The sequence below is a fragment of the Streptomyces zaehneri genome (assembly GCF_032248645.1).
Lineage (GTDB): Bacteria > Actinomycetota > Actinomycetes > Streptomycetales > Streptomycetaceae > Streptomyces > Streptomyces coriariae.
In genome coordinates this window covers 85464-111909 of record NZ_JASTTJ010000010.1, presented here as the reverse complement: position 1 = coordinate 111909, position 26446 = coordinate 85464, and the positions used below count along the sequence as shown (strand labels likewise).

The following is a 26446-nucleotide window of genomic DNA, read 5'->3' as shown; positions in this document are numbered from 1 at the left end:
GTGTGCGGGGGATCTGTGGGGGCGGCCCTGGACGGGCTCAGGCGACCTTGCCGATGTCCGCGGCGGCCGGCTCCTTGGCCTTCAGGAGCCGGAGCCTCGGCGCGGGGCCCGAGCCGCCGCGGCGGTGCAGGGAGCGGGCCGCGTAGTCGCCGGCGAACTGGATGAGCGAGATGACGACGGCGAGGATCGCCACCGTGATCCACATCAGCTCGGTCTCGAAACGCTGGTAGCCGTAGCGGATGGCGATGTCGCCGAGGCCGCCGGCGCCGACCGTGCCGGCCATGGCGGAGTAGCCGATCAGGGCGACGATCGTGGTCGTGGTGCTCGCGATGAGCGAGGGCAGGGACTCCGGCACGAGGACCTTGCGCACGATCGTCCAGCTGCTGCCGCCCATCGCCTGCACGGCCTCGACGAGTCCGCCGTCCACTTCGCGGACGGCCGTCTCGACCAGGCGCGCGAAGAACGGGATGGCGCCGATGGCGAGCGGCACGATCGCGGCCTCGCGGCCGATGGTCGTCCCGGTGATCGTGCGGGTGAAGTTCATCAGCGCGACCATCAGGATGATGAACGGCAGCGAGCGGGCGATGTTCACGACCTGCCCGATCACCTTGTTGGCCGCCAGGTTCTGCAACAGGCCGCCCCGGTCGGTGAGGACCAGCAGGACGCCGAGCGGGAGGCCGCCGACGACGGCGATGAGCGTGGACCAGCCGACCATGTAGAGGGTGTCCCAACACGCCTGGGACAGCAGGGGCTGCATCTCGGACCAGGTCACTTGGCACCTTCCTTCAGCAGCACGGACTCCTGGGCCGTGCCGGCCGTGTGGGCCGCTTGGTCGACGATGTCGATCTGGAGGCCCTGTTCGCGCAGGAAGCCGATCGGCACCACGTTGTCCTCGTAGCGGCCGGGCAGTTCGATGCGCATACGGCCGACCTGGAGCCCGCCGACGGTGTCGATGGCGGCGCCGAGGATCGAGATGTCGATGTTGTAGGTGCGCGACAGCTGGGAGATGACGGGCCGGGTGGCAGCCTCGCCGTGGAAGGTGACGTCGACGACGGTGCGGTCCTCGCCGGTGGCGTCGCCGCCGACCGGGAAGAGCGCGCCGGCCAGCTCGGAGCCGGGGGTCGCGAGCAGCTCGCCGACCGTGCCGGACTCGACGACACGGCCGTTCTCCATCAGCGCGGCGGAGTCGCAGATCGACTTCACCACGTCCATCTCGTGCGTGATGAGCAGCACGGTCAGGCCGAGCTGCCGGTTCAGGTCGCGCAGCAGCTGGAGGATGGAGCGGGTGGTCTCCGGGTCGAGCGCGCTGGTGGCCTCGTCGGAGAGCAGCACCTTGGGGTCGCCGGCGAGGGCGCGGGCGATGCCGACGCGCTGCTTCTGGCCGCCGGAGAGCTGGGCCGGGAAGGACTTCGCCTTGTCGGCGAGACCGACCAGGTCGAGCAGCTCCAGCGCCTTGCGGGAACGTTCCTGTCCCGAGACGCCGAGGATCTCCAGGGGCAGTTCGACGTTGTCCTGCACGGTCCGCGAGGACAGCAGGTTGAAGTGCTGGAAGACCATGCCGATCCGGCTGCGCGCCTGCCGCAGCTCCTTGCCGGCCCGGGGTCCGCGCCCGGCGAGCGCGGTGAGGTCCTGCCCGGCGACGGTGACCGTGCCGGCGGTGGGACGCTCCAGGAGGTTGATGCAGCGGATGAGCGAGGACTTGCCGGCGCCGGACTGGCCGATGACGCCGTACACCTCGCCTTCGCGGACGTGGAGGTCGACGCCGTCGAGGGCGGTGACCTCACGGCCGCGCGAGCGGTAGACCTTCGTGAGGCCCGTGGTGGTGATCACGTGGAATTCCGTCACTGTCGAGTGCGCGGGCGTGGGTGTGCCCGGGCGCACGGGTGCAGGCTGTCAGGGACGCGACACGGCTCTCGCTGTGGCGGGGAACCGGGGAGAAACATGTGCGCGGGGCGCGGCTACGTCATGCACGGCGGACTTGCGGCGCACGGACATGCCACGGCGTCTCGCTTCGGGGCGCGAGCTCGGGGGATGGTGCGGGGGCCCTCTAGAAGGCGCACATTCGACACATACAACGAGCACCGGGCGTCATGGTCGCCTCGGTCGCAAGGGTGCGGCTGCTCGTCGTGGTCATGAGCATCAGTAAAGCAGACGTACGGTCCTGACCGAGACCCCGCCGTCCACATGCCGGACAGCCGTGGACGGTGCACCGGTCCGCCCCGGCCACGCCCGCACACCCCCGCCCGCTCGCCCTTGACCAGCGCCGACAAGGCGGACCGGCCCTTCGTCAGGTGGCCGGTGTCGAGCCCGTGGCACCGGTGAGCTGTGGCCAACGCCACGACCTCCGGACGGCGGGGCAGGTGGACTTCGGGGACGGCCGTCCGGACCCGACGCCGGGGCACGGGGCCGATCGCGGGGCGCCTGACACGCCGTAATAAGGTCACAGCATGCTTGATGCCCTGACGCTGGTGACCGGCGTCGCCGCGTTGCTGCTCGCCGCCTGGTGCGGCTGGGCCGCCTACCGTGACCAGCCGACGAAGGACTGGCATCTCATCGGGATGGCCGTGGTCTCCCTGCTGGCCGTGATCCAGCTGGTGATCGGGATCGTCCAGCTGGCGCGGGGCGAGAAGCCGGAGCAGGGTACGACGATCTTCGTGGCGTACCTGCTCGGGGCGTTCGCGTGCGTTCCGGCGGCGGGGCTCATGTCGCTGTCCGAGCGCACCCGCTGGGGTTCGGTGACCGCCGCCGCGGGCGCGGTGGTGCTCGCCGTGCTCGAGGTGCGGCTCTACGACATCTGGGGAGGCTGAGATGACGTCGGTGGACGACAAGCCGGAGCGGCTCATCAGCGGGCCCGGGATCGTGCTGGTGTGGTTCTACGGCGTGATGGTGGTCGGGGCGGTGTCGCGGTCGGCGTACCAGATCGCGACCGAGTTCGACCGGGCGCCGCTGGCCTACGCGCTCTCGGCCCTGGCGGGCGTGGTGTACGGATTCATCACGTACTCGCTGGTGCGGGGCGGCGAGACCGCCCGCAGGGCGGCGCAGGTGTGCTGCGCCGCCGAGCTGGCGGGGGTGCTGATCGTCGGCACCTGGACCCTGGTCGATCCGTCGGCCTTCCCGGACTCGACCGTGTGGTCGAAGTACGGGATGGGGTACGTGTTCATCCCCGTGCTGCTGCCGCTGTCCGCCCTGTACTGGCTGCGGAAGTCCCGTACCGCCGTGCGGCCTACGCCGTAGCCGCGTACTCCCCGGCCTGCTTCTCCAGGACGATCATCATGACGCCGTCCGTGCCCTGCGAGGTGCCGACCGTCTCGTAGCCGACCCGGCGGTAGAGGCGGAGGTTGCCCTCGCTGCGGTGGCCGGTGAAGAGGCGGAACTTCTTGGCGCCGCGCTCCTCGGCCAGCGCCGCCTCGGCCGCGCGGAGCAGCCGCGCGCCGATGCCGTGGCCCTGGAGGCGCGGGTGGACGCAGAGCTTGCCGATGGCGGCGGCGCCGTCCTCGGTGAGGGTGCCCCGTACGGAGCCGACCACCTCGTCGCCCAGGCGGGCCACGAAGACGCAGTCGGCGGCGAGTTCCTGCCGGACCGAGTCGAGGCTCTGGACGAGCGGGGCGATGCGGTAGTTGGCATACAGCGCGGCTTCACTCTGGAAGCACAGGTACTGCAATCTGAAGATCTGCTCGGCATCCTGCTCGGACGCCTCCGAGATGGTCACGCTCATGCCCATGTGCGCACGCCTCCCGCTCACCTGATCGCCTGTGGTCCTTCACTCCTATCCCCGCGCTTCGCGGGCCGCAACCTCCGGCGCCAGCAAACGCCGCAGACATCCCAGACATCTGGAACGTTCCGGTCCGAGACTGCCCTGTGAGATACCCAACTCCCCCGCGATCTCGCGGTAGGTGAGGTCCCGGGGCGACAGCAGTGCCTGGAGGAGGCGGGAGCAGCGGCCGGGCAACCGGTGCACCGCCTCGCGCAGGGCGCGGTGCCGGGCGGCGGCGAGGGCGAGCTGCTCGGGCCCGCGGTCGAGGTCGTCGGCGGGGTCGCTGTCGTACGGCTGCTCGCGGCGGGTCGTACGGCGGGTGCGGCGGACCTCGGCGCGGACGGCCCCGCGCAGCCAGCCGTGGGGGTCGGGTGGCGGGCCGTCGGTGGCGAGGCGCTCCAGCAGGCGGAGCCAGACCGCCTGTTCCAGGTCGCCGGGTTCGGTCCCGGTGGCATGGGCCTCGGCGGAGGCCTCCGCGGTGAGCAGCGGGCGCAGGGTGGTGAGCAGGTCGTGCGTCATATGCCACACGATGCGGCCGCCCGGGCAGCCGGTTGCCCGGGCGGCCGACTGTCACTCCAACGAGGACTCAGCCGTTGACGAAGTCCGCGCGGGCCAGCAGCCCGGTGTCCGGGTTGTCCGTGAAGACACCGTCGATGCCGGTGGCGAAGTAGGTACGGAACGCGCCGAAGGAGTCACCGTAGGCATCCGCGTCCGTGCCCTTGCGGAAGCCGGTGGGCAGGAAGGGGTTCTCGTTGCGCATGGTGTACGGGTGCAGGACCAGGCCGACCGCGTGGGCGTCCTTCACCAGAGTGGTCGGGGTGGTGAGGTTGCCGGCGGCGTCCTTCGGGATCACCAGGTCGAGGGTCGGTCCGATGCCCTGGGCGTAGCCCGCGATCTCCCGGAGGCCCGCCCGGGTGATCAGATCGGCGACCGTGCGCGGGTCGCCCGCCTCGACGAAGTCCCAGGGGCGCGAAGTCGCGCCGGACAGCAGCACCACCAGGGGGTTGTCGACCAGCTTGTTCAGGCGCTGGATGCTGCTCGGCTCGAAGGACTGCACGATGACCGGCGAGTTCTTGCGGTCCTTGCCGTACTTGTGCAGCAGCTTGGCGACCCGCTCCTCCAGCCCCAGGCCCAGCTTGCGGAAGTAGGTGGGGTGCTTGGTCTCGGGGTAGATCCAGACCTGCCTGCCGCGCTTGCGGGTCTGCTCGTCCTGCCACTTCAGGACTTCCTCGAAGGTGGGGATCTCCCAGCGGCCGTCGTAGAGCGTGTTGTGCGGGCGGTTGGCCGGGATGCGCTCGACGGCGCGCAGGGTCTTCAGCTCGGCGAGGGTGAAGTCCTCGGTGAACCAGCCGGTCGTGGAGACGCCGTCCAGGACCTTCGTGGTCTTGCGGCCGGCGAACTCCGGATGCTCGGCGACGTCCGTGGTCCCGCCGATCTCCGGTTCGTGACGGCACACCAGGTGGCCGTCCCTGGTGGGGACGAGGTCGCCCGCCTCGACGATGTCGGCGCCCAGGTCGAGGGCCAGCTGGTACGAGCCGAAGGTGTGCTCCGGCCGGTAGCCGCTGGCGCCGCGGTGGCCGATGATCGTCGGCACGGGCAGGCTCTTCAGGCCCTGGCCGGAGCGGGACGAGCCGGCGGCTCTCGCCGGGCCCGACAGGCCGAGGACCGTTCCGGTGGCACCGAGCACGGCGGCGCCGAGCAGCGCCCGCCGTCCGGTGCCGCCCGCGCCCGCCTGCTGGTTCGACTCCTGCTTGCCCTGCGTGCCCATGAGGGCCTCCTGCCGTCGGCTCGTCCGTGCGGCCCGATCGTAGGGGCGTGGACATGACCGTCGGGAGACCTCGGTCCTAACACGCGGGTGACGGGGGATGGCATGTGCCGTACGGCCGTCCGGCCGGTTCCGCGCGGTAGTTCACCGCATTCCGGGCAGATGACAAGGAGGCGACGATGCCGCCGTCCAGGTAAACGTACGTCAACAGTGCGTAAGACCTGGGTGACCCGATGTGCGTCACCCCCTGCGCCGCGAGTATCGTCCTCACCTGCACAGACTCATACCGTTTTCCCTTGACATCGGAGGGCTCGTTGTCCCGCTTCGTGCTCATCAAGGCAGTACTCGGACCGGTCATGCGCCTGATGTTCCGCCCCCGGGTCGAGGGCGCGGAGCACATTCCTGGCGACGGCCCCGTCATCCTGGCAGGCAACCACCTCACGTTCATCGACTCGATGATCCTTCCGCTCGTGTGCGACCGGCAGGTCTTCTTCATCGGCAAGGACGAGTACGTCACCGGCAAGAGCCTCAAGGGCCGGCTCATGGCCTGGTTCTTCACCGGGGTCGGCATGATCCCGGTGGACCGCGACGGCGGCCGCGGCGGCGTGGCGGCGCTGATGACCGGGCGGCGGGTGCTGGAGGAGGGAAAGGTCTTCGGCATCTACCCCGAGGGCACCCGGTCGCCCGACGGCCGGCTCTACCGGGGGCGGACCGGTATCGCCCGCCTGACGCTGATGACCGGGGCGCCGGTCGTTCCGTTCGCGATGATCGGCACGGACAAGTTGCAGCCGGGCGGGGCGGGGATGCCCCGGCCGGGGCGGGTCACCGTCCGGTTCGGCGAGGCGATGGAGTTCTCCCGGTACGACGGGATGGACCGGGACCGGTACGTTCTGCGGGCCGTGACGGACTCGGTGATGACCGAGGTCATGCGGCTGTCGGGGCAGGAGTACGTGGACATGTACGCCACCAAGGCGAAGGCCGCGTAACGCCTCCGGCGGGGCGGGAGCGGGGGCCGGGGGCCGCTTTCCGGTGCGGGTGCGCTGTGGCTTGTCGCGCGGTTCCCCGCGCCCCTGGGGTTGGGGGACCTGCCCGGTGAGGCGCGGGATCCGCCCGCCGCGTCCTTGAGACTGCGGGGCTTGCGCGGTGACGCGTGGGGATCCGCTCCCAGTACTCCGGAGGTTGCGTGGCTTCTCCGGTGACCTGTGGGATCCGTTCCCCGCGCGCCTGGCTCTGGACCGCTACCCGGCGTCCTCCAGGTGCTGGCCCCTGAGCAGGAACCACGCCGCCACCGCCGTTGCCAGCAGGACCGCCGCGCCCGCTCCGGTCGCCACGGCCAGGCCGTCGACGAACGCCTCTCGGGCCGACGACAGCATCTCCTCGGCCGCGGCAGGCGACATGTGCCCCGCCGCCTCCACCGCGCCGCCCAGTGATTCGTGCGCCGCTTCCGGCGTGCCCGCCGGGCCCGCGAAGCCCCTGTACACGCCCGTCACGATCGAGCCGAGCACGGCGATGCCGAGGGCCGCGCCGAGTTCGTACGCCGTCTCGGACACCGCGGACGCCGCTCCCGCCTGGTCCTTGGGCACGGAGCCCAGGATGACGTCGGCGGTCACCGTGAAGGAGAAACCCGCTCCCACGCCGACCAGCAGCAGGGCCGCGCCCAGCACGGGGTAGCCGGTGGACCGGCCGATCGTCGTCAGGGCCGCCAGCGCGAGGCCGATCGCCGCGAGGCCGCCGAAGACCACGGCCCGTACCGAGAGACGGCGGGCCGCCCGGCCCGCGAGCAGGCCGGCCACCACCGCGCCGACGGCGGCGGGCAGTTCGGCCAGACCGGCCTCGAACGGGCGCCTGCCCTGGACGAGCTGGAGGTACTGGGAGAGGAAGAACACCAGGCCGGACAGGCCCAGGATGGTCAGCAGGTCGGCCAGGACCGCGCCGCTGAAGCCGCGGTTGCGGAACAGACGCATGTCCAGCAGGGGGGCCGGCAGGGTCAGCTGGCGGCGGACGAAGCCGTACAGCGCGGCCGCGCCCAGCAGGCCCGTGCCGAGCGAGATCCCGGTGAAGCCGTGCGTGGCGGCCTCCTTGACGGCGTAGACGATGCCGATCATGCCGACCAGGGACAGCAGCACGCTGGGCAGGTCCCACGGGCCGGGGTTCGCGGTCCGGGACTCGGGAAGCGTCCTGATGCCGACGACGACCAGAACGACCATCACGGGCAGGTTGATGAGGAAGACCGAGCCCCACCAGAAGTGTTCGAGGAGGAAGCCGCCCACGATGGGGCCGACCGCGGTACCCGCGGAGGCGGTCGCGCCCCAGATGCCGACCGCGAGGCTGCGTTCGCGCGGGTCGTGGAAGAGGTTGCGGATCAGGGCGAGGGTGGCGGGCATCAGGGTCGCACCGGCCACTCCCAGCAGTGCCCGGGCCGCGATCATCGTCTCCGGGGTCGTCGCGTAGGCGTTGAGGACCGATATCAGGCCGAACGCGGTGGCGCCCATGAGCAGGATCCGCTTACGGCCGATGCGGTCGCCGAGGCTGCCCATCGAGACGAGCAGACCGGCGATGACGAACGAGTAGACGTCGCCGATCCACAGGAGCTGGGTGCCGGAGGGCTCGAGGTCCTCGCTGATGTACGGGGTCGCGAGACCGAGGACGGTCGCGTCGACGGCCACCAGCAGCACGGCGAGCACGAGGACGGAGAGCGCGAGCCAACGGTCCGGACGCTTCACCGCCCCGGTCGTGGTCGCCGGCCGCAGGGTGCTGGTCATGATTCCTCTATCTGTGATGCCGAACTCTGTGGTGCGGGGTTCTGTGAAGCGGGGCTGTGGGTTTCCGGGCCAGGGGTGTCCGGACTGCGGGTTTGCGGGCTCTGTGCCGAGGGCGGCCTGAGTGCGCCGCCGAGCAGCAGCTCGACGATCATGTGCTGGAAGTCCTTGGGGGCGCCCTTGCCGCTCTGCACCATCCAGGCGCCGGAGGCCAGCAGGCCGAACAGTGCCTCGGTGAGCCAGGCGGGCGTGAGGTCGATGCGGAACTCGCCGCTCAGTTGTCCACGCCGGAACAGGTCCGAGATCCGGTCGTCTATCCGGGTCCAGCCCTGGTTCAGTTCCTCGCCCTCGAAGAGCTGGTTCTCGGTGTAGAGGAAGGCGAGCAGGCCGGCGGCCGGTTCGACCTCCCGGACGAGCCGGCGTACGGCCTCGGGCGCGGGGCCCTCGTCCAGCCGCGCCGCGTCCAGAGCGGTCTCGCACTCCGCGATGCCGAGGGCCTCCAGGGCCCGTACCAGCGCGTCGCGGCCGGCGAAGTGACGGTGCAGTGTGGCCCGGCTGATCCCGGCCGCCTTGGCCACCTCGTCCATCGTCGCCGTGGATTTGCGGGTCAGCAGGGCCGCGGCTCCGCGCAGCACTTGATCACGATCGACAGCCATGAGACAAGACTAACCCAGATGAGACATCACTGTCTCATTCTGGGCGCGTGCGAGTCACCCGGGGGTACTCATCGCTGTTGTCAGTCGGTCCGGATGCCTCAGTGCCAGGGCAGGCTGCCGCGCCTCAGTGCCAGGGCAGGCTGCCGCGCCGCTCCCAGTACGCCCGCGGCTCCTCCGCCAGCCCGGCCAGCCGGTCCACCTGATCGTCGTCGAGGTCCACGACCGCCGCGTGCAGGTTGGAGGCGAGCTGGGTGGCGGTCGCCGCGCCGGAGAGGACGACGCCGGCCCAGGGCTGCCGCAGGATCAGCGCGAGGGCGACCGCGTCGCAGCCGAGCGACGTCTGTGCCGCCACGGCCTTCAGGGCGTCCGGCGCATGGGGCTGGGCAAGGCGCCCGTTGGCCATGCCCTCCTTCACGATCACCGTCAGGCCGGCGTCATGGGCCTCGGCGAGGGCGGGGCCGGCCGAGGTCTCCAGCGCGTTGTACGTCGACTGGACGGTACGGAAGAGGGGCTCGCCGTCGACCGTCACGGCGAGGGCGGCGCGGATGGCGCCGGCCTGGTCGGGGCCGCTGGTGGAGAACCCGACGGTGAGACCCCGCGCGGCGGACTCGGCCAGCTTCGCGTGGAGTTCCTTGTCGGTGAGGGCCGGACTGTCCGGGGTCACCGAGTGGATCTGGTAGAGGTCGAGCCGGTCGCCGAGCAGTTCCGCCGTCTCGGCGCGCTGCCGTTCGTACGTCGGGAGCCCGTGGTCCTTGACCTCGTGCCGCTCCGCGTCCGTGGTCCAGTCGGCGGTGTAGGTGTAGCCCCACTTGCTGCCCACCACGATGTCGTCCACGCCGGGCCTGGCCTTCAGCCAGTCGGCGAGGAACTCCTCGGAACGGCCGTACGAGCGGGCCGCGTCGAAGTAGCGGACGCCCTGGGCGTAGGCGGCGTCGAGGAGTTCGTGGGTGCGGGCGCGCAGCGATTCGACGCTGCGGTCCGCTCCGAGGTCGGTGTCCCGGCCGAGGTTGATGTAACCGGGACGGCCGACTGCGGCGAGGCCCAGCCCGAGGTGGCAGGTGGGGGTCGTCGCTGTGGCCAGTCGGGCGAAGGGCATCGCGGGCTCCGTTGGTCGGCTGCGGTACGGCTTGCGACCAACGTAGTCCGTCGTGACCTTCGGTGAGTGCGGGGCGCCGCGGAGCTCGGGAGGTGCGGCTCGTCGGCGGGCGCGGGTCGCGCGTGGCTCGTCACGCGGTTCCCCGCGCCCCTCAGGGCGCTGTCCTCAGCGCTTGCCCTTGGCCGTTGCCCACTCGTGCTGGGCCGCCACGTCCGCCTTCAGCTCTGCCAGCTGGATCGCCACCGCGCTGGGCGCCGTACCGCCGCGGGCGTCGCGGGAGGCGAGGGCGCCGGGGACGTTGAGGACGGAGCGCACCTCGGGGGTGAGGTGGGCGGAGATCTTCGCGAACTGCTCGTCGGTGAGGCCGTCGAGCTCCTTGCCGTCCGCCTCGGCGACCTTGACGCAACTGCCGGCGACCTCGTGCGCGACCCGGAACGGCACGCCCTGCTTGACCAGCCACTCGGCGATGTCGGTGGCGAGCGAGAACCCGGCCGGGGCCAGCTCCTCCATGCGCTCGCGGTGGACGGTGAGGGTGGCGACCATGCCGGTGAAGGCGGGGAGAAGGACCTCGAGCTGGTCGCAGGAGTCGAAGACCGGCTCCTTGTCCTCCTGGAGGTCACGGTTGTAGGCGAGCGGGAGGGCCTTGAGGGTCGCCATGAGACCGGTCAGGTTGCCGATCAGGCGGCCCGACTTGCCGCGCGCCAGCTCCGCGATGTCGGGGTTCTTCTTCTGCGGCATGATCGACGAGCCCGTGGAGAACGCGTCGTGCAGCGTCACGAAGGAGAACTCCTTCGTGTTCCAGATGATGATCTCCTCGGAGATCCGGGAGAGGTTCACGCCGATCATCGCGGTGATGAAGGCGAACTCGGCGACGAAGTCGCGGGACGCCGTGCCGTCGATGGAGTTGCCGACGCTGCCGCGCTCGAAGCCGAGGTCCTCCGCCACCGCCTCCGGGTCCAGGCCGAGGGAGGAACCCGCCAGGGCGCCGGAGCCGTACGGCGACACGGCGGTGCGTTCGTCCCACTGACGCAGTCGTTCCGCGTCCCGGGACAGCGACTGCACATGGGCGAGGACATGGTGGGCGAAGAGCACCGGCTGGGCGTGCTGGAGGTGGGTGCGGCCGGGCATCGCCACGTCCGGGTGGGCCTGTGCCAGGCCGATCAGGGCGTCCTGGAGTTCGGCGATCAGGCCGCCGAGGATCCGGGCGTGGTCGCGCAGGTACATCCGGAAGAGCGTGGCGACCTGGTCGTTGCGGGAGCGGCCCGCGCGCAGCTTGCCGCCCAGGTCGGCGCCGAGGCGTTCCAGGAGGCCGCGCTCCAGGGCGGTGTGCACGTCCTCGTCGGCGATGGTGCCCACGAAGGAACCGTCGGCGACGTCCGCCTCGAGCCGGTCGAGGCCCTCGACCATCCGGGTCAGCTCGTCCTCGGTGAGCAGCCCCGCCTTGTGCAGCACGCGCGCGTGGGCACGCGAACCGGCGATGTCGTAGGGCGCGAGGCGCCAGTCGAAGTGGACGGAGGCGGACAGCTTCGCCAGTGCCTCGGCGGGACCGTCGGCGAAACGGCCGCCCCAGAGCCTTACGTCACCGCTGTTGCTGCTCACTTGCGTTGCTCCTCACCACTGCACTCAACGTCATGCATGAGTATGCAGTGCTCTGCATGATTCGTCAATTCAGCTCCGGGGAGCCGCCCGGTTCCGGATCCCGAGAAGTTTTTGAAAGGAGTTTGAACAACAGCAACCGCTTACCCGTACTCACGACTGAACGCCGGCGCCGCGTTTGTACACCCACTCCTGACCCAAGTGAGGCATCCGCATGTCCAGGGCTCTTCCGAAGTACAACAAGCGTCGCGTAGTGGTCATCGGCGCGGCCGTCGCTCTGGCACTGTCCGGCGCGGTCGTCGTCAACTCCGCCCTCGCCGGGGAGTCGTCCAAGAGCGGCGGCTCGACCAACGCCAAGACGCTCGCCAGCCCCGGCACCATCTCGTGCCCGGACGTGGCCTCCCAGCTTCCCGCGATCCCCGCCTCCGCGCAGGCCGAGGTCGACCGCAACCTGGCCCTGCTCCAGACGCAGATCGCGGAGGCCAACAAGCGACTGGTCGACACCGTGGGCCAGGGCGGGGCGAACTTCGTGCAGAACGCGATCCTCGGCCCGCTGGAGGGCAAGCGGGTCTCCACGATCGACCGCATCGCCATCTCGATCGGCCGCCAGGGCACCAAGCCGCAGGGCCTCGACGCGCTCGCGCCGTGCGCCCTCGACGCGGGCGGCGTCGCGGACACCGGCGAGGACGCCGCCGCGGGCGACGAGGCCGAGGCCACCCCCGGCGCGGAGGAGACCGCCGCCGAAGGAGCGGACGGCGGCGCGGCGGAGACGGGCGAGGACACCGGCGCCGACGCGGCCGGCGTGGGCACCATCACCTGCCCCGACGTCGCCTCGCAGCTTCCCGCGATCCCCGCCTCCGCGCAGGCCGAGGTCGACCGCAACCTGGCCCTGCTCCAGACGCAGATCGACGAGGCCAACACCCGCCTCCAGAACACGGTCGGCCAGGGTGGCGCCAACTTCGTGCAGAACGCGATCCTCGGCCCGCTGGCGGACAAGCGGGTCTCCACGATCGACCGCATCGCCATCTCGATCGGCCGCAAGGGCACCAAGCCGCAGGGCCTCGACGCCCTGGCCGCCTGCACGTTGAACAAGTGACGTGACAGGCACGGTGGCCGCCCCGAGAAGCGCCGGCCGGGGCGGCCGCTGTGGCGTGTTCACACCCCACACATTTCACTGTTTCCTTAGACGCGCGAAAGGCTTTCCCGGATAATTGTTAGACATGGGAAAGACCTACGAGCGCATCGACGGCAGGCTCCGTACCTTCATCGAGGAGCAGCCCCTCTTCTTCACCGCGACCGCCCCGCTGTCCGGCGACGGCACGGTGAACCTCTCCCCCAAGGGCCTCAAGGGCTCGTTCGCCGTTCTGGACGAACTCACCGTGGCCTATCTCGACTTCGCCGGCTCCAACGCGGAGACCATCGCGCACCTGCGGGAGAACGGCCGGATCACGCTGATGTGGTGCGCCTTCCAGGGGCCGCCGAACATCGTGCGGGTGCACGGCCGCGGCGAACCCGTCTTCCGCGACGACCCCCGGTTCCCGGAGCTCCTCGCCCGCTTCCCGGACCTGGACCCCACCCCGCACGGGCTGCGCGCGATCATCGTCGTGCACGCCGAACTCGTGCGGGACACCTGCGGGTACGCGGTGCCCTTCATGACGTACGACGAGGACCGCGAACTGCACGCCAAGCGGTTCGCGCGGGAGGACGACGAGTCGCTCAGCGCGTACTTCGCGAAGAAGGAGTACATCGCCACGAGCATGGACGGACTGCCCGGACTGCCGTTGCCCCTGAGTCCGATGTGACGTGCACCCCGTACCGGTGACCTGAGCGGCCGGCGCTGGTGGGCCGGCACCCCGCACGGTCGGCCCACCCGGCCTGCCGGTGACGCCACCCTCCCTTAGCGTCTGATCATGCGCCCTCGTGTCGTCGCCACCGCCCTCGCCTGCGCGTCCCTCGGTCTGCCCGGCGCCGCTCCGGGCACCGGGGCCGACCCGCCGCTGCCCGCGCGAATGGCGGACACGGGCGGCGGCGCCCAGCTGATCACCGCCGTGGCCCCGCGGGCCGATGCCACCTCTGGCACGCTCACCTGGTGGGACCTGCGGAACGGCCGGTGGGCGCCGGCCGGGTCCACGCCGGCCCGGTTCGGGGCGAAGGGCCTGGTCGAGGGCGTCTCGCGTCGGCAGGGCACGAACACGACGCCGACGGGCCTGTACGGCCTCCCCTACGCCTTCGGCATCCGGCCTGCGCCGCCCGGGACGTCGTACGCCTACCGCCCGGTGCGCCAGGACTCCTGGTGGTGCCAGGACGACAGGTCCGGCGCCTACAACCGGTGGACCGAGCCGCGCCCCGCGGACTGCCGCGCGGCCGAGTCCGAGCACCTGGTCACCTACCGCACGCAGTACGCGTACGCGCTGGTCATCGGTTTCAACTACGGCAGACCGGTGCGCGGCCGCGGGGCGGGAATCTTCCTGCACGTCAACGGGCGCGGGGCGACGGCCGGTTGCGTGTCGGTGCCCACGGGGGCGATGCGGCGGCTGCTGGCATGGGCCCGACCGGAGGAGCGACCGCACATCGCGATCGGCACGACGGACGGGCGGACGGCGGTCACCCGGTACTGAGCGGGCTCGCGACGATCCCCGGTCGTCGGGTCCGGTGACGGTCTCCGTGGATCGCTGAACACTCCGCCGCCGTGGCCCGTATCTGAGGGCCAAGGGTCCGTATCCACGGAGGAACAGTGACGACGACGATCGCCGGCGGCCGTGCCGCCCGCCGCCAGACGATGCGCCGCATCCGCCCGCGCCGCTCCCCGGCCGTCCCGTTGCTGCTCGCCGTATGGGCGGGCGCGGCGGGTGTGCTGTGGCTGTGGTGGGCCAACACGCCGAACATCGCGGACGACAACAGCAGGATCCTCAACGCGGGACGGATCACCGGGCTGCTCGCCGGGTACCTCATGGCGCTCGTGGTGCTTCAGATGGCACGGGTGCCCGCGCTGGAGCGGCGGGTGGGCTCGGACCGGGTCGCCCGCTGGCACGCGATGAGCGGCCGGTACACGCTCTGCCTGGTCTTCGCGCACGTGTTCCTGATCATGTGGGGGTACGCGCTCCAGGCCGGGAAGACGCTGGGGGACATCGTCCAGCAGACGATCGACTCCATCAACCAGCTGCCGGACATGGGCAAGGCGGCGATCGGCACCGGTCTGTTCCTGCTCATCGGGCTGGTGTCGATCGGACCCGTGCGCCGCCGGATGCCGTACGACACCTGGTACCACATCCATCTGATGACCTACGCGGCCGTGTTCCTGACGTTCTGGCACCAGATCACCACCGGGAACGACTTCGCGATCGAGCCGACCGCGAAGACCGTCTGGTACGCGCTGTACGGCTCGGTCACCGCGCTGGTCGTCTGGTACCGCGTCATCGTCCCGGTCCGGCTGAACCTGCGGCACCGGATGCGCGTCGAGGCGGTCATCGAGGAGACGCCGGGCATCGTGTCGGTGCTGATCGGCGGGCGCAAACTGCACCGGATGGGCGCGGAGGCCGGGCAGTTCTTCCGGTGGCGGTTCATGGCGCCGGGGATGCGGTTCAGCTCCCACCCGTACTCGCTGTCGGCGGCCCCCCGCCCGGACCTCCTGCGCATCACCGTCAAGGCGATCGGCGACCACAGTGCGGCGCTGAGAGAGCTGCGGCCCGGCACGAAGGTGTGGGCCGAGGGTCCGTACGGTGCGATGACGGCGTCCCGGCGCAGCCGCGGCAAGGTGCTGCTGGTGGCCGGCGGGGTCGGCATCACGCCGATGCGGGCGCTGTTCGAGACGCTGCCGGGAGCGGCCGGTGACATCACCCTTCTCTACCGGGCCAACAGCACTCAGGACCTGGCGCTGTGGGACGAGCTGGCGAAGATCGCCGACGAGCGCGGGGCGCGGCTGATGTACGCCGTCAACAGCCCCGACGGGGAACGCCCCGACATCTCGGCGGAGTCCCTCCAGCGGAAGATCCCCGACATCGACAGCCACGACGTCTTCATGTGCGGACCCAACGGCTTCGCCCAAGGGGTGTACGAGGCACTGCGCGGCGCCGGGGTTCCCGCCCGCCGCATCCACCACGAGTCGTTCGAGATGTGAGCGACCCGTACGCACGGGAACCTCGCCACCAACGGGAATCAGGAGCTCAGGAAGCGATGAGGAAGAGCCACCCTCTTCGGCGCGTCGTACTCGCCACCGCCGCCACCGTGTCCGGGATCGTGCTGCTGCTGTCGCTGAAGCCGTCGTCCGACCCGGGCGCCGCCCAGGCGGCGGGCGCGGGCGCCGCGGCCCAGGAAGCGGCGCAGGGCGGGTCCGGGGCGGTCGTGTCGGGGACGATGACCGGTGACGCGGCGCAGACGCAGTACGGGGCTGTGCAGGTCCGGATCACCGTCGTCAACAACAAGATCACCAAGGCCGAGGCCGTCCAGGCCCCCAAGGGCGGCACCAGCGACCAGAAGACCGAGCTCGCCGTTCCCAAGCTCAACGCCGATGTGGTCGCCAAGCAGAGCCCGGACATCGACACGGTGTCGGGCGCCACGTACACCAGCGAGGGCTACAAGAAGTCCCTCCAGTCGGCGATCGACAAGGCGAACGCGAGCGCCGGCTCCGGGGCTTCCCAGGGCTCCGGCAGCGCGCAGGCGTCCGGCACCTTCACCGGGGACGCGGCCCAGACGCAGTACGGCGCCGTCCAGGTCCGGATCACGGTCGCCGGCGGGAAGATCACCAAGGCCGAGGCCGTCCAGGCCCCCAAGGGCGGCACCAGCGACCAGAAGACCGAGCTCGCCGTCCCGAAGCTCAACGCGGCGGCGGTCGCGGCCGGCAGCGCCGACATCGACACCGTCTCCAGCGCGACCTACACGAGCGAGGGCTACAAGAAGTCCCTCCAGTCGGCGCTGGACAAGGCGAAGGCGAAGGCGGGTTCGTCGTCCGGGTCCGGCGACGCGGGGGCCTCTTCGGGGGCCGCGCAGGCCAAGACCGTCACCGGCAGCGTCGCGCAGACGCAGTACGGCGCCGTCCAGGTCCGGATCACGGTCGCCGGCGGGAAGATCACCAAGGCCGAGGCCGTCCAGGCCCCCAAGGGCGGCACCAGCGACCAGAAGACCGCGCTGGCCGTCCCGAAGCTCAACGCGGCGGCGGTCGCGGCCGGCAGCGCCGACATCGACACCGTCTCCGGCGCGACCTTCACCAGCGAGGGCTACAAGAAGTCATTGCAGTCGGCGCTGGACCAGGCCGGTGGCTGACACCGTGGCCGAGTCGGCGCCGGCCCCCGCCGTGCTGCGTCACGCTGAAGAGGTCATGGGAACCGTCTTCTCCTTCGACGTCCGCGGCGGGGAGCCCGAGGCGGTGCGGGCTGCGCTGGACGAGGCGATCGCCTCGCTGCACCGGGTGAACGAGGTGTTCAGCACCTACCTCGAGGACAGCCAGGTGTCCCGGCTGGTACGCGGTGAGCTGACCGTCGAGGAGTGCGATCCGGAAGTGGCCGAGGTGCTGGAGCTGGGCGCCGAGGCGGAACGGGTGAGCGACGGCTGGTTCAGCATGCGCTACCAGGGCCGGCTCGACCCGACCGGCATCGTGAAGGGCTGGGCCGCCGAGCGCGCGGCCCGGCTGGTCGCGGCGGCGGGTGTGAGCGGGGTGAGTGTCAACGGCGGCGGGGACGTGCAGTTGCTCGGCGTCCCCGGGCCCGAGCGGCCGTGGCGGGTCGGGGTGTCCGACCCGCTGCGCCCGGGTGGTCTCGCCGCGGTGGTCTCGGCGGCGGGAGCGGACGAACTGGCCGTCGCGACCTCCGGTACGGCGGAGCGGGGCGCCCATATCGTGGATCCGCGAACGGGCCGCTCCGCGGTGACCGACCTGGTCGCCGTGACGGTGGTGACACCGCGGTTGACCTGGGCGGACTGCTGGGCGACGGCCGCGTTCGCGATGGGCTCGCGGGAGGCGCTCGGCTGGCTGGAGTCCCTGCCGGACGTGGAGGCGCTGCTGATCACGGCGGGCGACGAGGTGCGCTGCACGGGGGGCCTGGCCGGCCGGCTCGGCTGAGCCGGCCGGCCAGGGCGGGTGGCGCAACCCCGCGCTGACGTGCCGCCGCCAGCCTGGTAGGCCATCGGCGGCACGGGGGACGCGCACGCGCACGAGCTGCACCGGTGGGCACGGGCGAGCACGAGCGACATGGGTGGGTGCGGGCGGCACCGGCGAGCGCGGACGGCACATGGTGACCGCGGGTGGCACGGGTCACCGTCGGCGGCACGAGCCGCGGCAGGCGGCACGAGTGACCGTGGGCGACACGGTCGGCGCGGCAAGAGGGCGCCCGAGCAGCGGCGCCTGCGCTTCCCCAGAAACCCGGGGCCGTGTCGATGTGCGGCTCCTCCTCGTGGCGGCGACGCGACCAGCCCCCGCTCACGCACAGGCGGCGACCAAAACCCCAAGAACCCCTCAACGACAGCCCAGTGGCTGTTCAGTGCCCGTTCAGTGGCCGTTCTGGGCAAGTCGCAGCAGATGGTCCGCCAGGGCCTGTCCGCCTGTCGGCTCCCTGCTGATCAGCAGCAGCGTGTCGTCGCCCGCGATCGTCCCCAGGATGTCCTGCAGCTCGGCCTGGTCGATCGCCGAGGCGAGGAACTGGGCCGCGCCCGGCGGAGTGCGCAGCACCACGAGGTTGGCGGACGCCTCCGCGGAGATCAGCAGCTCCTGCGACAGCCGCCGCATCCGCTCTTCCTTCGCCGACTCCCCCAGCGGCGCCCGGGGGGTCCGGAAACCGCCCTCGCTGGGCACCGCGTAGATCAGGTCGCCGTCGTTGTTGCGGATCTTCACCGCGTTGAGCTCGTCCAGGTCCCGCGACAGCGTCGCCTGGGTGACGCTCAGCCCGTCGTCGGCCAGCAGCTTCGCCAACTGGCTCTGCGACCGCACCGGTTGCCGGTTGAGGATGTCCACGATCCGGCGGTGACGCGCGGTGCGGGTCTGCGGCACGGCGGACCCGCCCACGCCCGGCTGCTCATGTTCCTGCGCCTGACTCATCGTCGTCTCATTCTCCGGTTCTCCGGATCGTCACTCTCCGCTCGCCGCGGCTGCGCCGAGGATTCCTGGCAGCGCCCCGAGGAACGCCTCCACCTCGTCGTCGCCGAGGTTCAGCGGCGGCATCAGCCGGACGACGTCGGGGGCGGGCACGTTCACCAGGAATCCGGCCTCCTGAGCCGCCGCCCGCACCTGGGGCGCACGGGGCTCGGTGAGCACGATACCCAGGAGCAGGCCCGCTCCCCGGACATAATCGATCAACGAGTGGCCCGCACCCTCGATTCCGGTCCGCAACTTCTCGCTCTGCCGCTTGACGTTCTCCAGCAACCCCTCGTTCTCGATGGTGTCGAGAACGGCGAGTCCGGCGGCGCAGGCGACGGGGTTGCCGCCGAAGGTGGTGCCGTGGTGGCCGGGCTGCAGCAGCTCGGCGGCCCGCCCGAAGGCGATCGTCGCGCCCAGTGGCAGTCCGCCGCCGAGGCCCTTGGCCAGCGTCACGACATCCGGGAGGACGCCCTCGTGGGCCTGGTACTCGAACCAGTGCCCGGTCCGGCCGACGCCGGTCTGCACCTCGTCGAGGACCAGCAGCGCGCCGGTCGCCGCGGTGATCGCGCGAGCGGCCTTGAGGTAGCCGGCGGGCGGCACCACGACACCCAGTTCGCCCTGGATCGGCTCGAGGACGACGAGCGCCGTCTCCTCGGTGACCGCGGCGGCCAGCGCCTGCGCGTCGCCGAACGGCACATGGGTGACCTCGCCGGGCAGCGGCAGGAACGGGTCCCGCTTGCCGGGCTGGCCGGTGAGCGCGAGCGCGCCCATGGTCCGGCCGTGGAAGGCGCCCTCGGTGGCGACGACGTGGGTCCGCCCGGTCAGCCGGCCGATCTTGAAGGCGGCCTCGTTGGCCTCGGCGCCCGAGTTGCAGAAGAAGACCCTGCCGTCCCGGCCGAAGTGCTGGAGCAGCCGTTCGGCGAGCGTGACGGTCGGCTCGGACAGGAAGAAGTTGGAGATGTGGCCGAGGGAGCCGATCTGCCGGCTCACGGCCTCGACGACGGCCGGGTGGGCGTGACCGAGCGCGTTCACCGCGATGCCGCCGACGAAGTCGAGGTACTCCTTGCCGTCGGCGTCCCAGACCCGGCTGCCCGCGCCGCGCACGAGGGGCAGCAGCGGGGTGCCGTAGTTGTTCATGAGCGCGCTCTTCCACCGCGCGGTCAGTTCCTCGTTGCTCATGACGGCTCCCCCTGTGCGTCCGGCTGCGCGGCCGGCTCTGCGTGCGGCTGCGGCTCTGCGTGCGGCTCGTCGTCGGGCACGACCATCGTGCCGATGCCCTCGTCGGTGAAGATCTCCAGCAGGATCGAGTGCTGGACCCGCCCGTCGATGACGCGGGCGGTGTTCACGCCGCCTCGCACGGCGTGCAGACAGCCCTCCATCTTCGGGACCATCCCGGAGCTCAACTCCGGCAGCAGCTTCTCCAGTTGGGAGGCGGTGAGGCGGCTGATCACCTCGTCGCTGTTCGGCCAGTCCTCGTAGAGGCCCTCGACGTCCGTGAGGACCATGAGGGTTTCGGCGCCAAGTGCCGCAGCGAGTGCCGCAGCCGCCGTATCAGCATTGACGTTGTAGACATGTCCGTCGTCCTGGGAGCGGGCGATCGACGAGACGACCGGGATGCGGCCGTCGGCGAGCAGCGCCTCGATGGCGCCCGTGTCGATCGCGGTGATCTCGCCGACCCGCCCGATGTCGACCAACTCGCCGTCGATCTCGGGCTGGTGCTTGGTGGCGGTGATGGTGTGGGCGTCCTCGCCGGTCAACCCGACGGCGAGCGGCCCGTGTTGGTTCAGCAGCCCGACCAGCTCGCGCTGGACCTGTCCGGCGAGCACCATCCGTACGACGTCCATGGCGTCCTCGGTGGTGACCCGCAGGCCGGCCTTGAACTCGCTGACGATGCCGTGCTTGTCGAGGGCGGCGCTGATCTGCGGGCCGCCGCCGTGCACGACGACGACATGCAGCCCGGCGTGCCGCAGGAAGACCACGTCCTGGGCGAAGGCGGCCTTCAGGTCCTCGTCGATCATGGCGTTGCCGCCGAACTTGATGACGACCGTCCTGCCGTTGTGCCGGGTCAGCCAGGGCAGCGCCTCGATGAGGATCTGGGCCTTGGGCAGGGCGGTGTGCTTACGAGTGGTGCTCATGACGAATACGCGCTGTTCTCGTGGACGTAGTCGGCGGTGAGGTCGTTGGTCCAGATGGTGGCCGTCTCGGAGCCGGCGGCGAGGTCGGCGACGATGTGCACCTCGCGGTAGCGCATGTCCACCTTCTCGCGGTCCTCTCCGACGCCGCCGTTCTTGCAGACCCAGACGCCGTTGATGGCGACGTTGAGCCGGTCGGCCTCGAAGACGGCCCCGGTCGTGCCGATCGCGGAGAGCACCCGGCCCCAGTTGGGGTCCTCGCCGTGGATCGCGCACTTGAGGAGGTTGTTGCGGGCGATGGAGCGGCCCACCTCGACGGCGTCGTCCTCGCTCGCCGCGTTCACGACCTCGACCTTGATGTCCTTGCTGGCGCCCTCGGCGTCCCGGATCAGCTGCTGGCCGAGGTCGTCGCAGACGGTGCGTACGGCGGCGGCGAAGTCCTCGTACCCCGGGGCGACTTCGGAGGCACCGGAGGCGAGCAGCAGCACGGTGTCGTTGGTCGACATACAGCCGTCGGAGTCGACGCGGTCGAAGGTGACCTTGGTGGCGGCGCGCAGCGCCTTGTCCAGGGTCGCGCCGTCGAGGTCGGCGTCGGTGGTGAGGACGACGAGCATGGTGGCGAGGCCGGGGGCGAGCATGCCCGCGCCCTTGGCCATGCCGCCGACGGTCCAGCCGTCCTTCGTGACGACGGACGTCTTGTGGACGGTGTCGGTGGTCTTGATGGCGATGGCGGCCTTCTCGCCGCCGTGTTCGGAGAGCTGACCGACGGCGGTCTCGACCCCCGGCAGCAGCTTGTCCATCGGGAGCAGGACGCCGATGAGTCCGGTGGAGGCGACGGCGACCTCACCCGCGCCCAGACCCAGCGCCTCGGCGACCTTCTCGGCGGTCGCGTGCGTGTCCTGGAAGCCCTTCGGCCCCGTACAGGCGTTGGCGCCGCCGGAGTTGAGGATCACGGCGGACACCTGACCGCTCTTGAGGACCTGCTCGGACCACAGGACCGGCGCGGCCTTCACACGGTTGGAGGTGAAGACGCCGGCGGCCGCGCGGCGGGGCCCGTTGTTGACCACGAGGGCCAGGTCCGGGTTGCCGTTCTGCTTGATCCCGGCGGCGATGCCCGCCGCCGTGAATCCCTTGGCTGCCGTGACGCTCACGGTGCGACTCCGATCGTGGAAAGCCCGGTGGTCTCGTCGAGCCCGAGGGCGATGTTCATGCTCTGGAGGGCGCCGCCCGCGGTGCCCTTGGTCAGGTTGTCGATGGCGCTGATGGCGATGATCCGGCCCACGGCGGGGTCGTACGCGACCTGCACCTGAACGGCGTTGGAACCGTGGACGGACGCCGTGGCGGGCCACTGCCCCTCGGGAAGCAGGTACACGAAGGGCTCGTCGGCGAAGGCCTTCTCGTAGGCGGCGCGGACGGAGTCGGCGGTGACGCCGGGCTTCGCCTTGGCGCTGCACGTGGCGAGGATGCCGCGGGACATCGGCACGAGGGTGGGGGTGAAGGAGACGGAGACCGGCTCCCCCGCCGCCGCGCTGAGGTTCTGGATCATCTCGGGTGTGTGCCGGTGGACGCCGCCGACGCCGTACGGGGAGACGGAGCCCATGACCTCGGAGCCCAGCAGGTGCGTCTTGGGCGACTTGCCGGCGCCCGAGGTGCCGGAGGCGGCGACGATCACGGCCTCCAGCTCGGCGAGGCCCGCCGCGTACGCCGGGAAGAGGGCGAGCGAGACGGCCGTGGGATAGCAGCCCGGGACCGCGATGCGCCTGGACCCCGTGAGCGCCGCGCGGCCGCCGGGCAGTTCGGGGAGGCCGTAGGGCCAGGTCCCGGCGTGCGCGGAACCGTAGAACCGCTCCCAGTCGCCGGCGTCCGTCAGCCGGAAGTCGGCGCCCATGTCGACGACGAGCACCTCCGGGCCGAGCTGCTCGGCGACGGCGGCGGACTGGCCGTGCGGCAGGGCGAGGAAGACGACATCGTGTCCGGCGAGGACCTCGGGGGTGGTCTCCTGGAGGACGCGGTCGGCCAGCGGCAGCAGGTGCGGCTGGAGCGCGCCCAGCCGCTGGCCCGCGTTGGAATTGCCGGTCAGGGCGCCGATCTCGACCTCGGGGTGCGTGAGGAGCAGGCGCAGCAGCTCTCCGCCCGCGTACCCGCTCGCTCCGGCCACCGCCGCACGTACCACCATGACTCCTCCTCCTGGATGGCATGACTATACGTTTCGATGCACGTTTATGCAATCCATGCGGAGGCGGGGCCCGGAACGATCTTTGCCCGGGCCCTGGGGCTGCGTAACCTCGGCCCGATGATCGCCATGACACCGATAACCAGCCTGGACCTGACCGGCTTCACCGAGCGTGAGCCGGGGGTGTGGACCGACTCGGCGGGGCTCGTCCTTTCGGTCCACTTCTTCCCGCTGATCCCGGATCTGCCCGCCGCGCTGCACGAGCCGCAACGGCTCGGGGCGGGGCTCGCGCAGCTCGTGGCCGGGGCCGGCGGCGGGCTGATCGAGGCGGCGCCCGGCTCCGTGGACGGCGTCCCGGCGGTGCGCCAGCTGGTCAAGATGCCGCTGGGCAGCCGGCCCGGGCAGGCGTTCCTCGGCTCCTGGACCGTGCCGAGGGCGGGGTCCAGCACGGTCGTGAAGGTGCAGGCCGCCGAGGGCGCCACGACCGGGATGCGGGAGGCCATGATCATGGCGCAGGTCGGTCCGGCCGAGTACTTCCGGCCCCACCCCTACGCGGACGGCCAGCCGGACGGACAGCCGGGCGGTCTGCCGTACCACGTCGGCGACCACGAACAGTGGGACGCCGGGTTTCCCGACCATCCGCTCACCCTCGTGCGCGCCACCCTGCACCGGATCACGCCCACGATCACCTTCGACGACCGCTTCAAGGCCCTGCCGCCGTTCGACGGGCCGGGCGCCCCGCAGTCGCCGCCCCACCTGCCGCCCCCGAGGCGCGGCTGGTTCAGGCGTCGCAAGGATGCCTGAGGGGCACGGGAGGCCCGGCGGGTGCGGGCCCGCGTCGCCCGCGCCCGCCGGGATCCGCTACCGCTGCCTGATCCGCAGGAAGGTGATCGAGTTCGCCGGGAAGGTGTAGGTGAACTCGCCCGCCACCCCGGTGAAGGTGGAGGTCACCGGTGCGACCGCGGTCGCGGCCTCCGTGTTGACCGCGTCCGGCGCGGCGGCCAGCGTGGTCACCTTCGCCTTGGACGCCACCTTGGCGCCGCCGAGGTCGATCGCCGTACGGGCGTCCGTGGACTGGGCGTTGACGACCTTGACGATCAGATCGCCGGTCTTCTTGTCCAGGGTGGCGACCTGGCGGAACGGCTCGGCAGGCTTGTCGTCGGTGAAGCTGCCCCACTCCTGGCCGTCGAGGTAGAGGGTGACCTGGCGGCCCCGCACCTTGACGTCGATGTCGTAGGCGCGGCCCGTCTCGACGGACCCGGCCTTGGAGACCAGCGTCGACTTGCCGCCGTCCACGGCCTGCTCGACGGCGGACTGGGTGTTGTTCCAGCCGCCGAGGTTCCACCAGTAGTAGTTGCCGGTGTCCTTGACGCCGAAGGCGACCAGGAAGCCCTCCTTGCCGGACTTCTTGGTGGCCTTCACATGCAGGTCGTAGTCGTGCCAGCCGGCGTCACCGGCCGAGACCATGGTGTTCTCGGCGGCGGTGTCGGTCTGCACGTACTGCCCGTCCTGGAGCGACCAGCTGCCGCCGCCCGTGTGCGTCCACTTCGAGGCGTCGCCGGAGAAGTCGTCGCTCAGCAGCGCGTCGCCGTCCGCGTCGGTCACCCGCACGTCGTCGTAGGCCGCACCGGTGGCCCAGGTCGACAGACCGACGGCGCCGGTGATCGGGCCCTGGAGCGACGGGGTCCCGGTGGCCGTCGACGGCACCACCCGGTCGCCGACGTTCGTCATGAACAGCTTCTGGACCTCGTAGTTGGCCGAGTTCCAGGAGGCGTGGTTGTTGAACCACACCATGTCCGGGCTCCACTGCACATAGTCCTCGTTCGCGAACAGCGGCGCGTAGGAGGCGAGCTTGACGACGTCCGCGTTGCGTTCGAGGCCGGTCATGAAGGCCGCCTCGGCCAGCCCGTTCTTGAAGGCGTTGCCCCAGGAGGCGTACTCGCCGAGGAAGACCTTGGGGCCGCCGCGGTCGTAGGCGTCGTAGCGGTCGTTGTTCTGCAGGAACCACTGCGGGCTGTTGTAGTAGTGCTCGTCGACCATCGCGACGCCGGCGTCCCGGTTGAGCTGCCAGGCCGTGTCGAAGGTCGAACCCGCGTCGTCGGGGCCGGAGTTGGAGATGACGGTGATGTCGGGGTACTTCGCCGCGATGGCGGCGCGGAACTGCTCGAAGCGGGCGAAGAACTCGGCGGGCAGGTTCTCCTCGTTGCCGACCTCGAGGTGGGTGAGGTGGAAGGGCTCGGGGTGGCCCATCCCGGCCCGCTTCTTGCCCCAGGTGGACGTGACCGGGCCGTTGGCGAACTCGATGAGGTCCAGGGTGTCCTGGATGTGGCGCTTCAAAAGCGCGTCGTCGACGACGGCCCGGTCCTGGCCGCAGCCGGTCACCAGGGCCGGCACTACGGGCAGCGGCATCGCGCCGATGTCCTCGGCGAAGCGGAAGTACTCGTAGTAGCCGAGGCCGTAACTCTGGTTGTAGCCCCAGAAGTTGGAGTTGGTAGCGCGCTCCTCGACGGGTCCGACGGTGTCCTTCCACTGGTAGGAGCGGGCGCGCTGCCAGCCGGAGGCCTCGCTGTAGTCCTGCATGGAGCCGGTGTTGACCAGACAGCCGCCGGGGAAGCGCACGAAGCCCGGGTCGAGGGCGGCGATCTTCTCGGCGAGGTCCTTGCGCAGGCCGCCTGGCTCGCTGCGGTAGGTGTCACGGGGGAACAGGGACACCATGTCGAGAGCGGCCGAGGCCGAGGAGGCGACCGACAGGCGGCCGTCACTGCTGGTCCGGGTGGCGGTGAAGGTCGCCCGGTACCGGGCCCAGCCGCCGCCGCGCACGGCGACCTTGCGGGCGGTGGCCAGCGCGCCGTCGGCGTCCTGGAGGCTCACGGTGAGCGTGCTGCCGCTCTCGGCGCGGGCCCACACCGAGAAGTCGTACTTCTTGCCCTGCTCGACCCGGACACCGGTGTTGTAGCCGGCGTTGGTCACGGAGGAACCGGCGCCCAGGGAGAGGTAGTTGCGGTTGCGGTCGTTGAGCCGGCCGGCGTCGTCCAGGACCTGAGCGGCGCCGTCGACCGTCCAGGAGGTCAGCGGGGTGTACGACCGGTTGTCGACGGTGGAGTACTCGAAGGAGCGGTTCTGCACGAGTTCGGCGTACAGGCCGCCGTCGGCCGCCCGGTTGATGTCCTCGAAGAAGACGCCGTACATCGTGTCGTCGATCTTCGCGCCCTTGGCGGTGGGGTCGACGGTGATGGCGTAGTCGGTCACGGCCTCGGCGTGCGCCGGAACGGGGACGAGGGCGGTGGCCGTCAGGAGGACGGTGGCGGTGAGGCCCAGTCTCCAGCGGGTGCGGGTGGTGCTGCGTGGCATGAATACTCCGCGGCTCGGTAAGGCGAGTTGTTCGAAATATCAGACAGTGATCAGCACTTCGAACGGCAAGATAGGGAGGGGGCCAGGACGCGTCAATGGGC

Annotated in this window: 24 protein-coding genes and 1 pseudogene; 10 read left to right on the top strand and 15 right to left on the bottom strand. The window is 71.1% G+C overall.

The annotated features are described in order from the left end of the window. Positions 1 to 37 precede the first annotated feature (37 nt). Positions 38 to 772, bottom strand: coding sequence for a methionine ABC transporter permease (locus QQM72_RS18585; protein WP_314221991.1), 735 nt, complete (start codon positions 770 to 772; stop codon positions 38 to 40). Then, positions 769 to 1830 carry a methionine ABC transporter ATP-binding protein gene (locus tag QQM72_RS18580; protein ID WP_314221990.1) on the bottom strand — a complete coding sequence of 354 codons (1062 nt, stop codon included), beginning with the start codon at positions 1828 to 1830 and terminating at the stop codon, positions 769 to 771. Before QQM72_RS18580 ends, QQM72_RS18585 begins: the two co-directional genes overlap by 4 nt. A gap of 617 nt (positions 1831 to 2447) precedes the next feature. Between QQM72_RS18580 and QQM72_RS18575 the strand changes: the two genes are divergently transcribed. Then, a complete protein-coding gene (locus QQM72_RS18575) occupies positions 2448 to 2807 on the top strand; it encodes a hypothetical protein (protein ID WP_314221989.1) in 360 nt (119 codons plus the stop codon). Between the two features lies 1 nt (position 2808). After that, entirely contained in the window at positions 2809 to 3234 is a 426-nt protein-coding gene (locus QQM72_RS18570; protein WP_314221988.1) for a hypothetical protein, read from the top strand. On the opposite strand, the gene QQM72_RS18565 is transcribed toward QQM72_RS18570, so the two are convergent. From QQM72_RS18565 to QQM72_RS18555, 3 genes are all read right to left on the bottom strand, one after another. Further along, positions 3224 to 3721, bottom strand: a complete 498-nt coding sequence (locus QQM72_RS18565) for a GNAT family N-acetyltransferase (protein WP_314221987.1) — start codon at positions 3719 to 3721, stop codon at positions 3224 to 3226. The genes QQM72_RS18570 and QQM72_RS18565 overlap by 11 nt on opposite strands. Before the next feature lie 45 nt (positions 3722 to 3766). Next, the gene (locus QQM72_RS18560) at positions 3767 to 4273 is read right to left on the bottom strand and encodes an RNA polymerase sigma factor (protein ID WP_314221986.1); all 507 of its coding nucleotides are present in this window, start codon (positions 4271 to 4273) and stop codon (positions 3767 to 3769) included. 67 nt (positions 4274 to 4340) lie between these two features. Beyond that, on the bottom strand, positions 4341 to 5522 hold the full coding sequence (locus QQM72_RS18555; protein WP_314221985.1) for a glycerophosphodiester phosphodiesterase: 1182 nt from the start codon (positions 5520 to 5522) through the stop codon (positions 4341 to 4343). 311 nt (positions 5523 to 5833) lie between these two features. On the opposite strand from QQM72_RS18555, the gene QQM72_RS18550 reads away from it, so the two are divergent. Continuing rightward, positions 5834 to 6505, top strand: coding sequence for a lysophospholipid acyltransferase family protein (locus QQM72_RS18550; protein WP_054239454.1), 672 nt, complete (start codon positions 5834 to 5836; stop codon positions 6503 to 6505). A 252-nt stretch (positions 6506 to 6757) separates the two neighbouring features. On the opposite strand, the gene QQM72_RS18545 is transcribed toward QQM72_RS18550, so the two are convergent. From QQM72_RS18545 to argH, 4 genes and pseudogenes are all read right to left on the bottom strand, one after another. Then, entirely contained in the window at positions 6758 to 8281 is a 1524-nt protein-coding gene (locus QQM72_RS18545; protein WP_314221984.1) for an MFS transporter, read from the bottom strand. Positions 8282 to 8397: 116 nt separating this feature from the next. Further along, positions 8398 to 8934: pseudogene (locus QQM72_RS18540) on the bottom strand (TetR/AcrR family transcriptional regulator); the annotation flags it as partial. A 124-nt stretch (positions 8935 to 9058) separates the two neighbouring features. Next, positions 9059 to 10030: an aldo/keto reductase gene (locus QQM72_RS18535; protein WP_314221983.1), complete on the bottom strand. Its 972-nt coding sequence runs from the start codon at positions 10028 to 10030 to the stop codon at positions 9059 to 9061. Positions 10031 to 10195: 165 nt separating this feature from the next. Next, positions 10196 to 11629: an argininosuccinate lyase gene (gene argH / locus QQM72_RS18530; RefSeq protein WP_314221982.1), complete on the bottom strand. Its 1434-nt coding sequence runs from the start codon at positions 11627 to 11629 to the stop codon at positions 10196 to 10198. Between the two features lie 211 nt (positions 11630 to 11840). On the opposite strand from argH, the gene QQM72_RS18525 reads away from it, so the two are divergent. From QQM72_RS18525 to QQM72_RS18500, 6 genes are all read left to right on the top strand, one after another. Next, positions 11841 to 12722: a hypothetical protein gene (locus tag QQM72_RS18525; RefSeq protein ID WP_314221981.1), complete on the top strand. Its 882-nt coding sequence runs from the start codon at positions 11841 to 11843 to the stop codon at positions 12720 to 12722. 124 nt (positions 12723 to 12846) lie between these two features. Then, the gene (locus QQM72_RS18520; RefSeq protein ID WP_314221980.1) at positions 12847 to 13428 is read left to right on the top strand and encodes a pyridoxamine 5'-phosphate oxidase family protein; all 582 of its coding nucleotides are present in this window, start codon (positions 12847 to 12849) and stop codon (positions 13426 to 13428) included. A 108-nt stretch (positions 13429 to 13536) separates the two neighbouring features. Then, a complete protein-coding gene (locus QQM72_RS18515) occupies positions 13537 to 14244 on the top strand; it encodes a L,D-transpeptidase family protein (protein WP_314221979.1) in 708 nt (235 codons plus the stop codon). Between the two features lie 116 nt (positions 14245 to 14360). Next, positions 14361 to 15743 carry a ferredoxin reductase family protein gene (locus tag QQM72_RS18510; RefSeq protein WP_314221978.1) on the top strand — a complete coding sequence of 461 codons (1383 nt, stop codon included), beginning with the start codon at positions 14361 to 14363 and terminating at the stop codon, positions 15741 to 15743. A 56-nt stretch (positions 15744 to 15799) separates the two neighbouring features. Beyond that, positions 15800 to 16885, top strand: coding sequence for an FMN-binding protein (locus QQM72_RS18505; protein WP_314221977.1), 1086 nt, complete (start codon positions 15800 to 15802; stop codon positions 16883 to 16885). Next, positions 16878 to 17678, top strand: a complete 801-nt coding sequence (locus tag QQM72_RS18500) for an FAD:protein FMN transferase (protein WP_314221976.1) — start codon at positions 16878 to 16880, stop codon at positions 17676 to 17678. The genes QQM72_RS18505 and QQM72_RS18500 overlap by 8 nt, the downstream gene beginning before the upstream one ends. Before the next feature lie 426 nt (positions 17679 to 18104). Here QQM72_RS18500 and QQM72_RS18495 read toward each other — a convergent pair whose 3' ends face one another. From QQM72_RS18495 to argC, 5 genes are read right to left on the bottom strand one after another with little or no spacing between them, the layout of a single operon-like run. Then, the gene (locus QQM72_RS18495) at positions 18105 to 18650 is read right to left on the bottom strand and encodes an arginine repressor (RefSeq protein WP_314221975.1); all 546 of its coding nucleotides are present in this window, start codon (positions 18648 to 18650) and stop codon (positions 18105 to 18107) included. A 30-nt stretch (positions 18651 to 18680) separates the two neighbouring features. Then, positions 18681 to 19868, bottom strand: a complete 1188-nt coding sequence (locus QQM72_RS18490) for an acetylornithine transaminase (RefSeq protein ID WP_314221974.1) — start codon at positions 19866 to 19868, stop codon at positions 18681 to 18683. Further along, the gene (gene argB / locus QQM72_RS18485) at positions 19865 to 20824 is read right to left on the bottom strand and encodes an acetylglutamate kinase (protein ID WP_314221973.1); all 960 of its coding nucleotides are present in this window, start codon (positions 20822 to 20824) and stop codon (positions 19865 to 19867) included. Before argB ends, QQM72_RS18490 begins: the two co-directional genes overlap by 4 nt. Next, positions 20821 to 21972: a bifunctional glutamate N-acetyltransferase/amino-acid acetyltransferase ArgJ gene (gene argJ / locus QQM72_RS18480; protein WP_314221972.1), complete on the bottom strand. Its 1152-nt coding sequence runs from the start codon at positions 21970 to 21972 to the stop codon at positions 20821 to 20823. The genes argB and argJ overlap by 4 nt, the downstream gene beginning before the upstream one ends. Beyond that, on the bottom strand, positions 21969 to 22997 hold the full coding sequence (gene argC, locus QQM72_RS18475; RefSeq protein WP_314221971.1) for an N-acetyl-gamma-glutamyl-phosphate reductase: 1029 nt from the start codon (positions 22995 to 22997) through the stop codon (positions 21969 to 21971). Before argC ends, argJ begins: the two co-directional genes overlap by 4 nt. 126 nt (positions 22998 to 23123) lie before the next feature. On the opposite strand from argC, the gene QQM72_RS18470 reads away from it, so the two are divergent. After that, positions 23124 to 23798, top strand: coding sequence for a hypothetical protein (locus tag QQM72_RS18470; RefSeq protein ID WP_314222129.1), 675 nt, complete (start codon positions 23124 to 23126; stop codon positions 23796 to 23798). A gap of 57 nt (positions 23799 to 23855) precedes the next feature. Here QQM72_RS18470 and QQM72_RS18465 read toward each other — a convergent pair whose 3' ends face one another. After that, positions 23856 to 26345 carry an alpha-L-arabinofuranosidase C-terminal domain-containing protein gene (locus QQM72_RS18465; RefSeq protein WP_314221970.1) on the bottom strand — a complete coding sequence of 830 codons (2490 nt, stop codon included), beginning with the start codon at positions 26343 to 26345 and terminating at the stop codon, positions 23856 to 23858. Between the last annotated feature and the right edge of the window lie 101 nt (positions 26346 to 26446).

Coding starts and splice junctions, on each gene's coding strand:
- QQM72_RS18515 (WP_314221979.1), top strand. CDS start 13,537: ATGCGCCCTCGTGTCGTCGCCACCGCCCTCGCCTGCGCGTCCCTCGGT.
- QQM72_RS18495 (WP_314221975.1), bottom strand. CDS start 18,650: ATGAGTCAGGCGCAGGAACATGAGCAGCCGGGCGTGGGCGGGTCCGCC.
- QQM72_RS18505 (WP_314221977.1), top strand. CDS start 15,800: ATGAGGAAGAGCCACCCTCTTCGGCGCGTCGTACTCGCCACCGCCGCC.
- QQM72_RS18490 (WP_314221974.1), bottom strand. CDS start 19,868: ATGAGCAACGAGGAACTGACCGCGCGGTGGAAGAGCGCGCTCATGAAC.
- argC (WP_314221971.1), bottom strand. CDS start 22,997: ATGGTGGTACGTGCGGCGGTGGCCGGAGCGAGCGGGTACGCGGGCGGA.
- QQM72_RS18535 (WP_314221983.1), bottom strand. CDS start 10,030: ATGCCCTTCGCCCGACTGGCCACAGCGACGACCCCCACCTGCCACCTC.
- argB (WP_314221973.1), bottom strand. CDS start 20,824: ATGAGCACCACTCGTAAGCACACCGCCCTGCCCAAGGCCCAGATCCTC.
- QQM72_RS18525 (WP_314221981.1), top strand. CDS start 11,841: ATGTCCAGGGCTCTTCCGAAGTACAACAAGCGTCGCGTAGTGGTCATC.
- QQM72_RS18465 (WP_314221970.1), bottom strand. CDS start 26,345: ATGCCACGCAGCACCACCCGCACCCGCTGGAGACTGGGCCTCACCGCC.
- QQM72_RS18545 (WP_314221984.1), bottom strand. CDS start 8,281: ATGACCAGCACCCTGCGGCCGGCGACCACGACCGGGGCGGTGAAGCGT.
- QQM72_RS18520 (WP_314221980.1), top strand. CDS start 12,847: ATGGGAAAGACCTACGAGCGCATCGACGGCAGGCTCCGTACCTTCATC.
- QQM72_RS18470 (WP_314222129.1), top strand. CDS start 23,124: ATGACACCGATAACCAGCCTGGACCTGACCGGCTTCACCGAGCGTGAG.
- QQM72_RS18555 (WP_314221985.1), bottom strand. CDS start 5,522: ATGGGCACGCAGGGCAAGCAGGAGTCGAACCAGCAGGCGGGCGCGGGC.
- QQM72_RS18575 (WP_314221989.1), top strand. CDS start 2,448: ATGCTTGATGCCCTGACGCTGGTGACCGGCGTCGCCGCGTTGCTGCTC.
- QQM72_RS18560 (WP_314221986.1), bottom strand. CDS start 4,273: ATGACGCACGACCTGCTCACCACCCTGCGCCCGCTGCTCACCGCGGAG.
- QQM72_RS18565 (WP_314221987.1), bottom strand. CDS start 3,721: ATGGGCATGAGCGTGACCATCTCGGAGGCGTCCGAGCAGGATGCCGAG.
- QQM72_RS18570 (WP_314221988.1), top strand. CDS start 2,809: ATGACGTCGGTGGACGACAAGCCGGAGCGGCTCATCAGCGGGCCCGGG.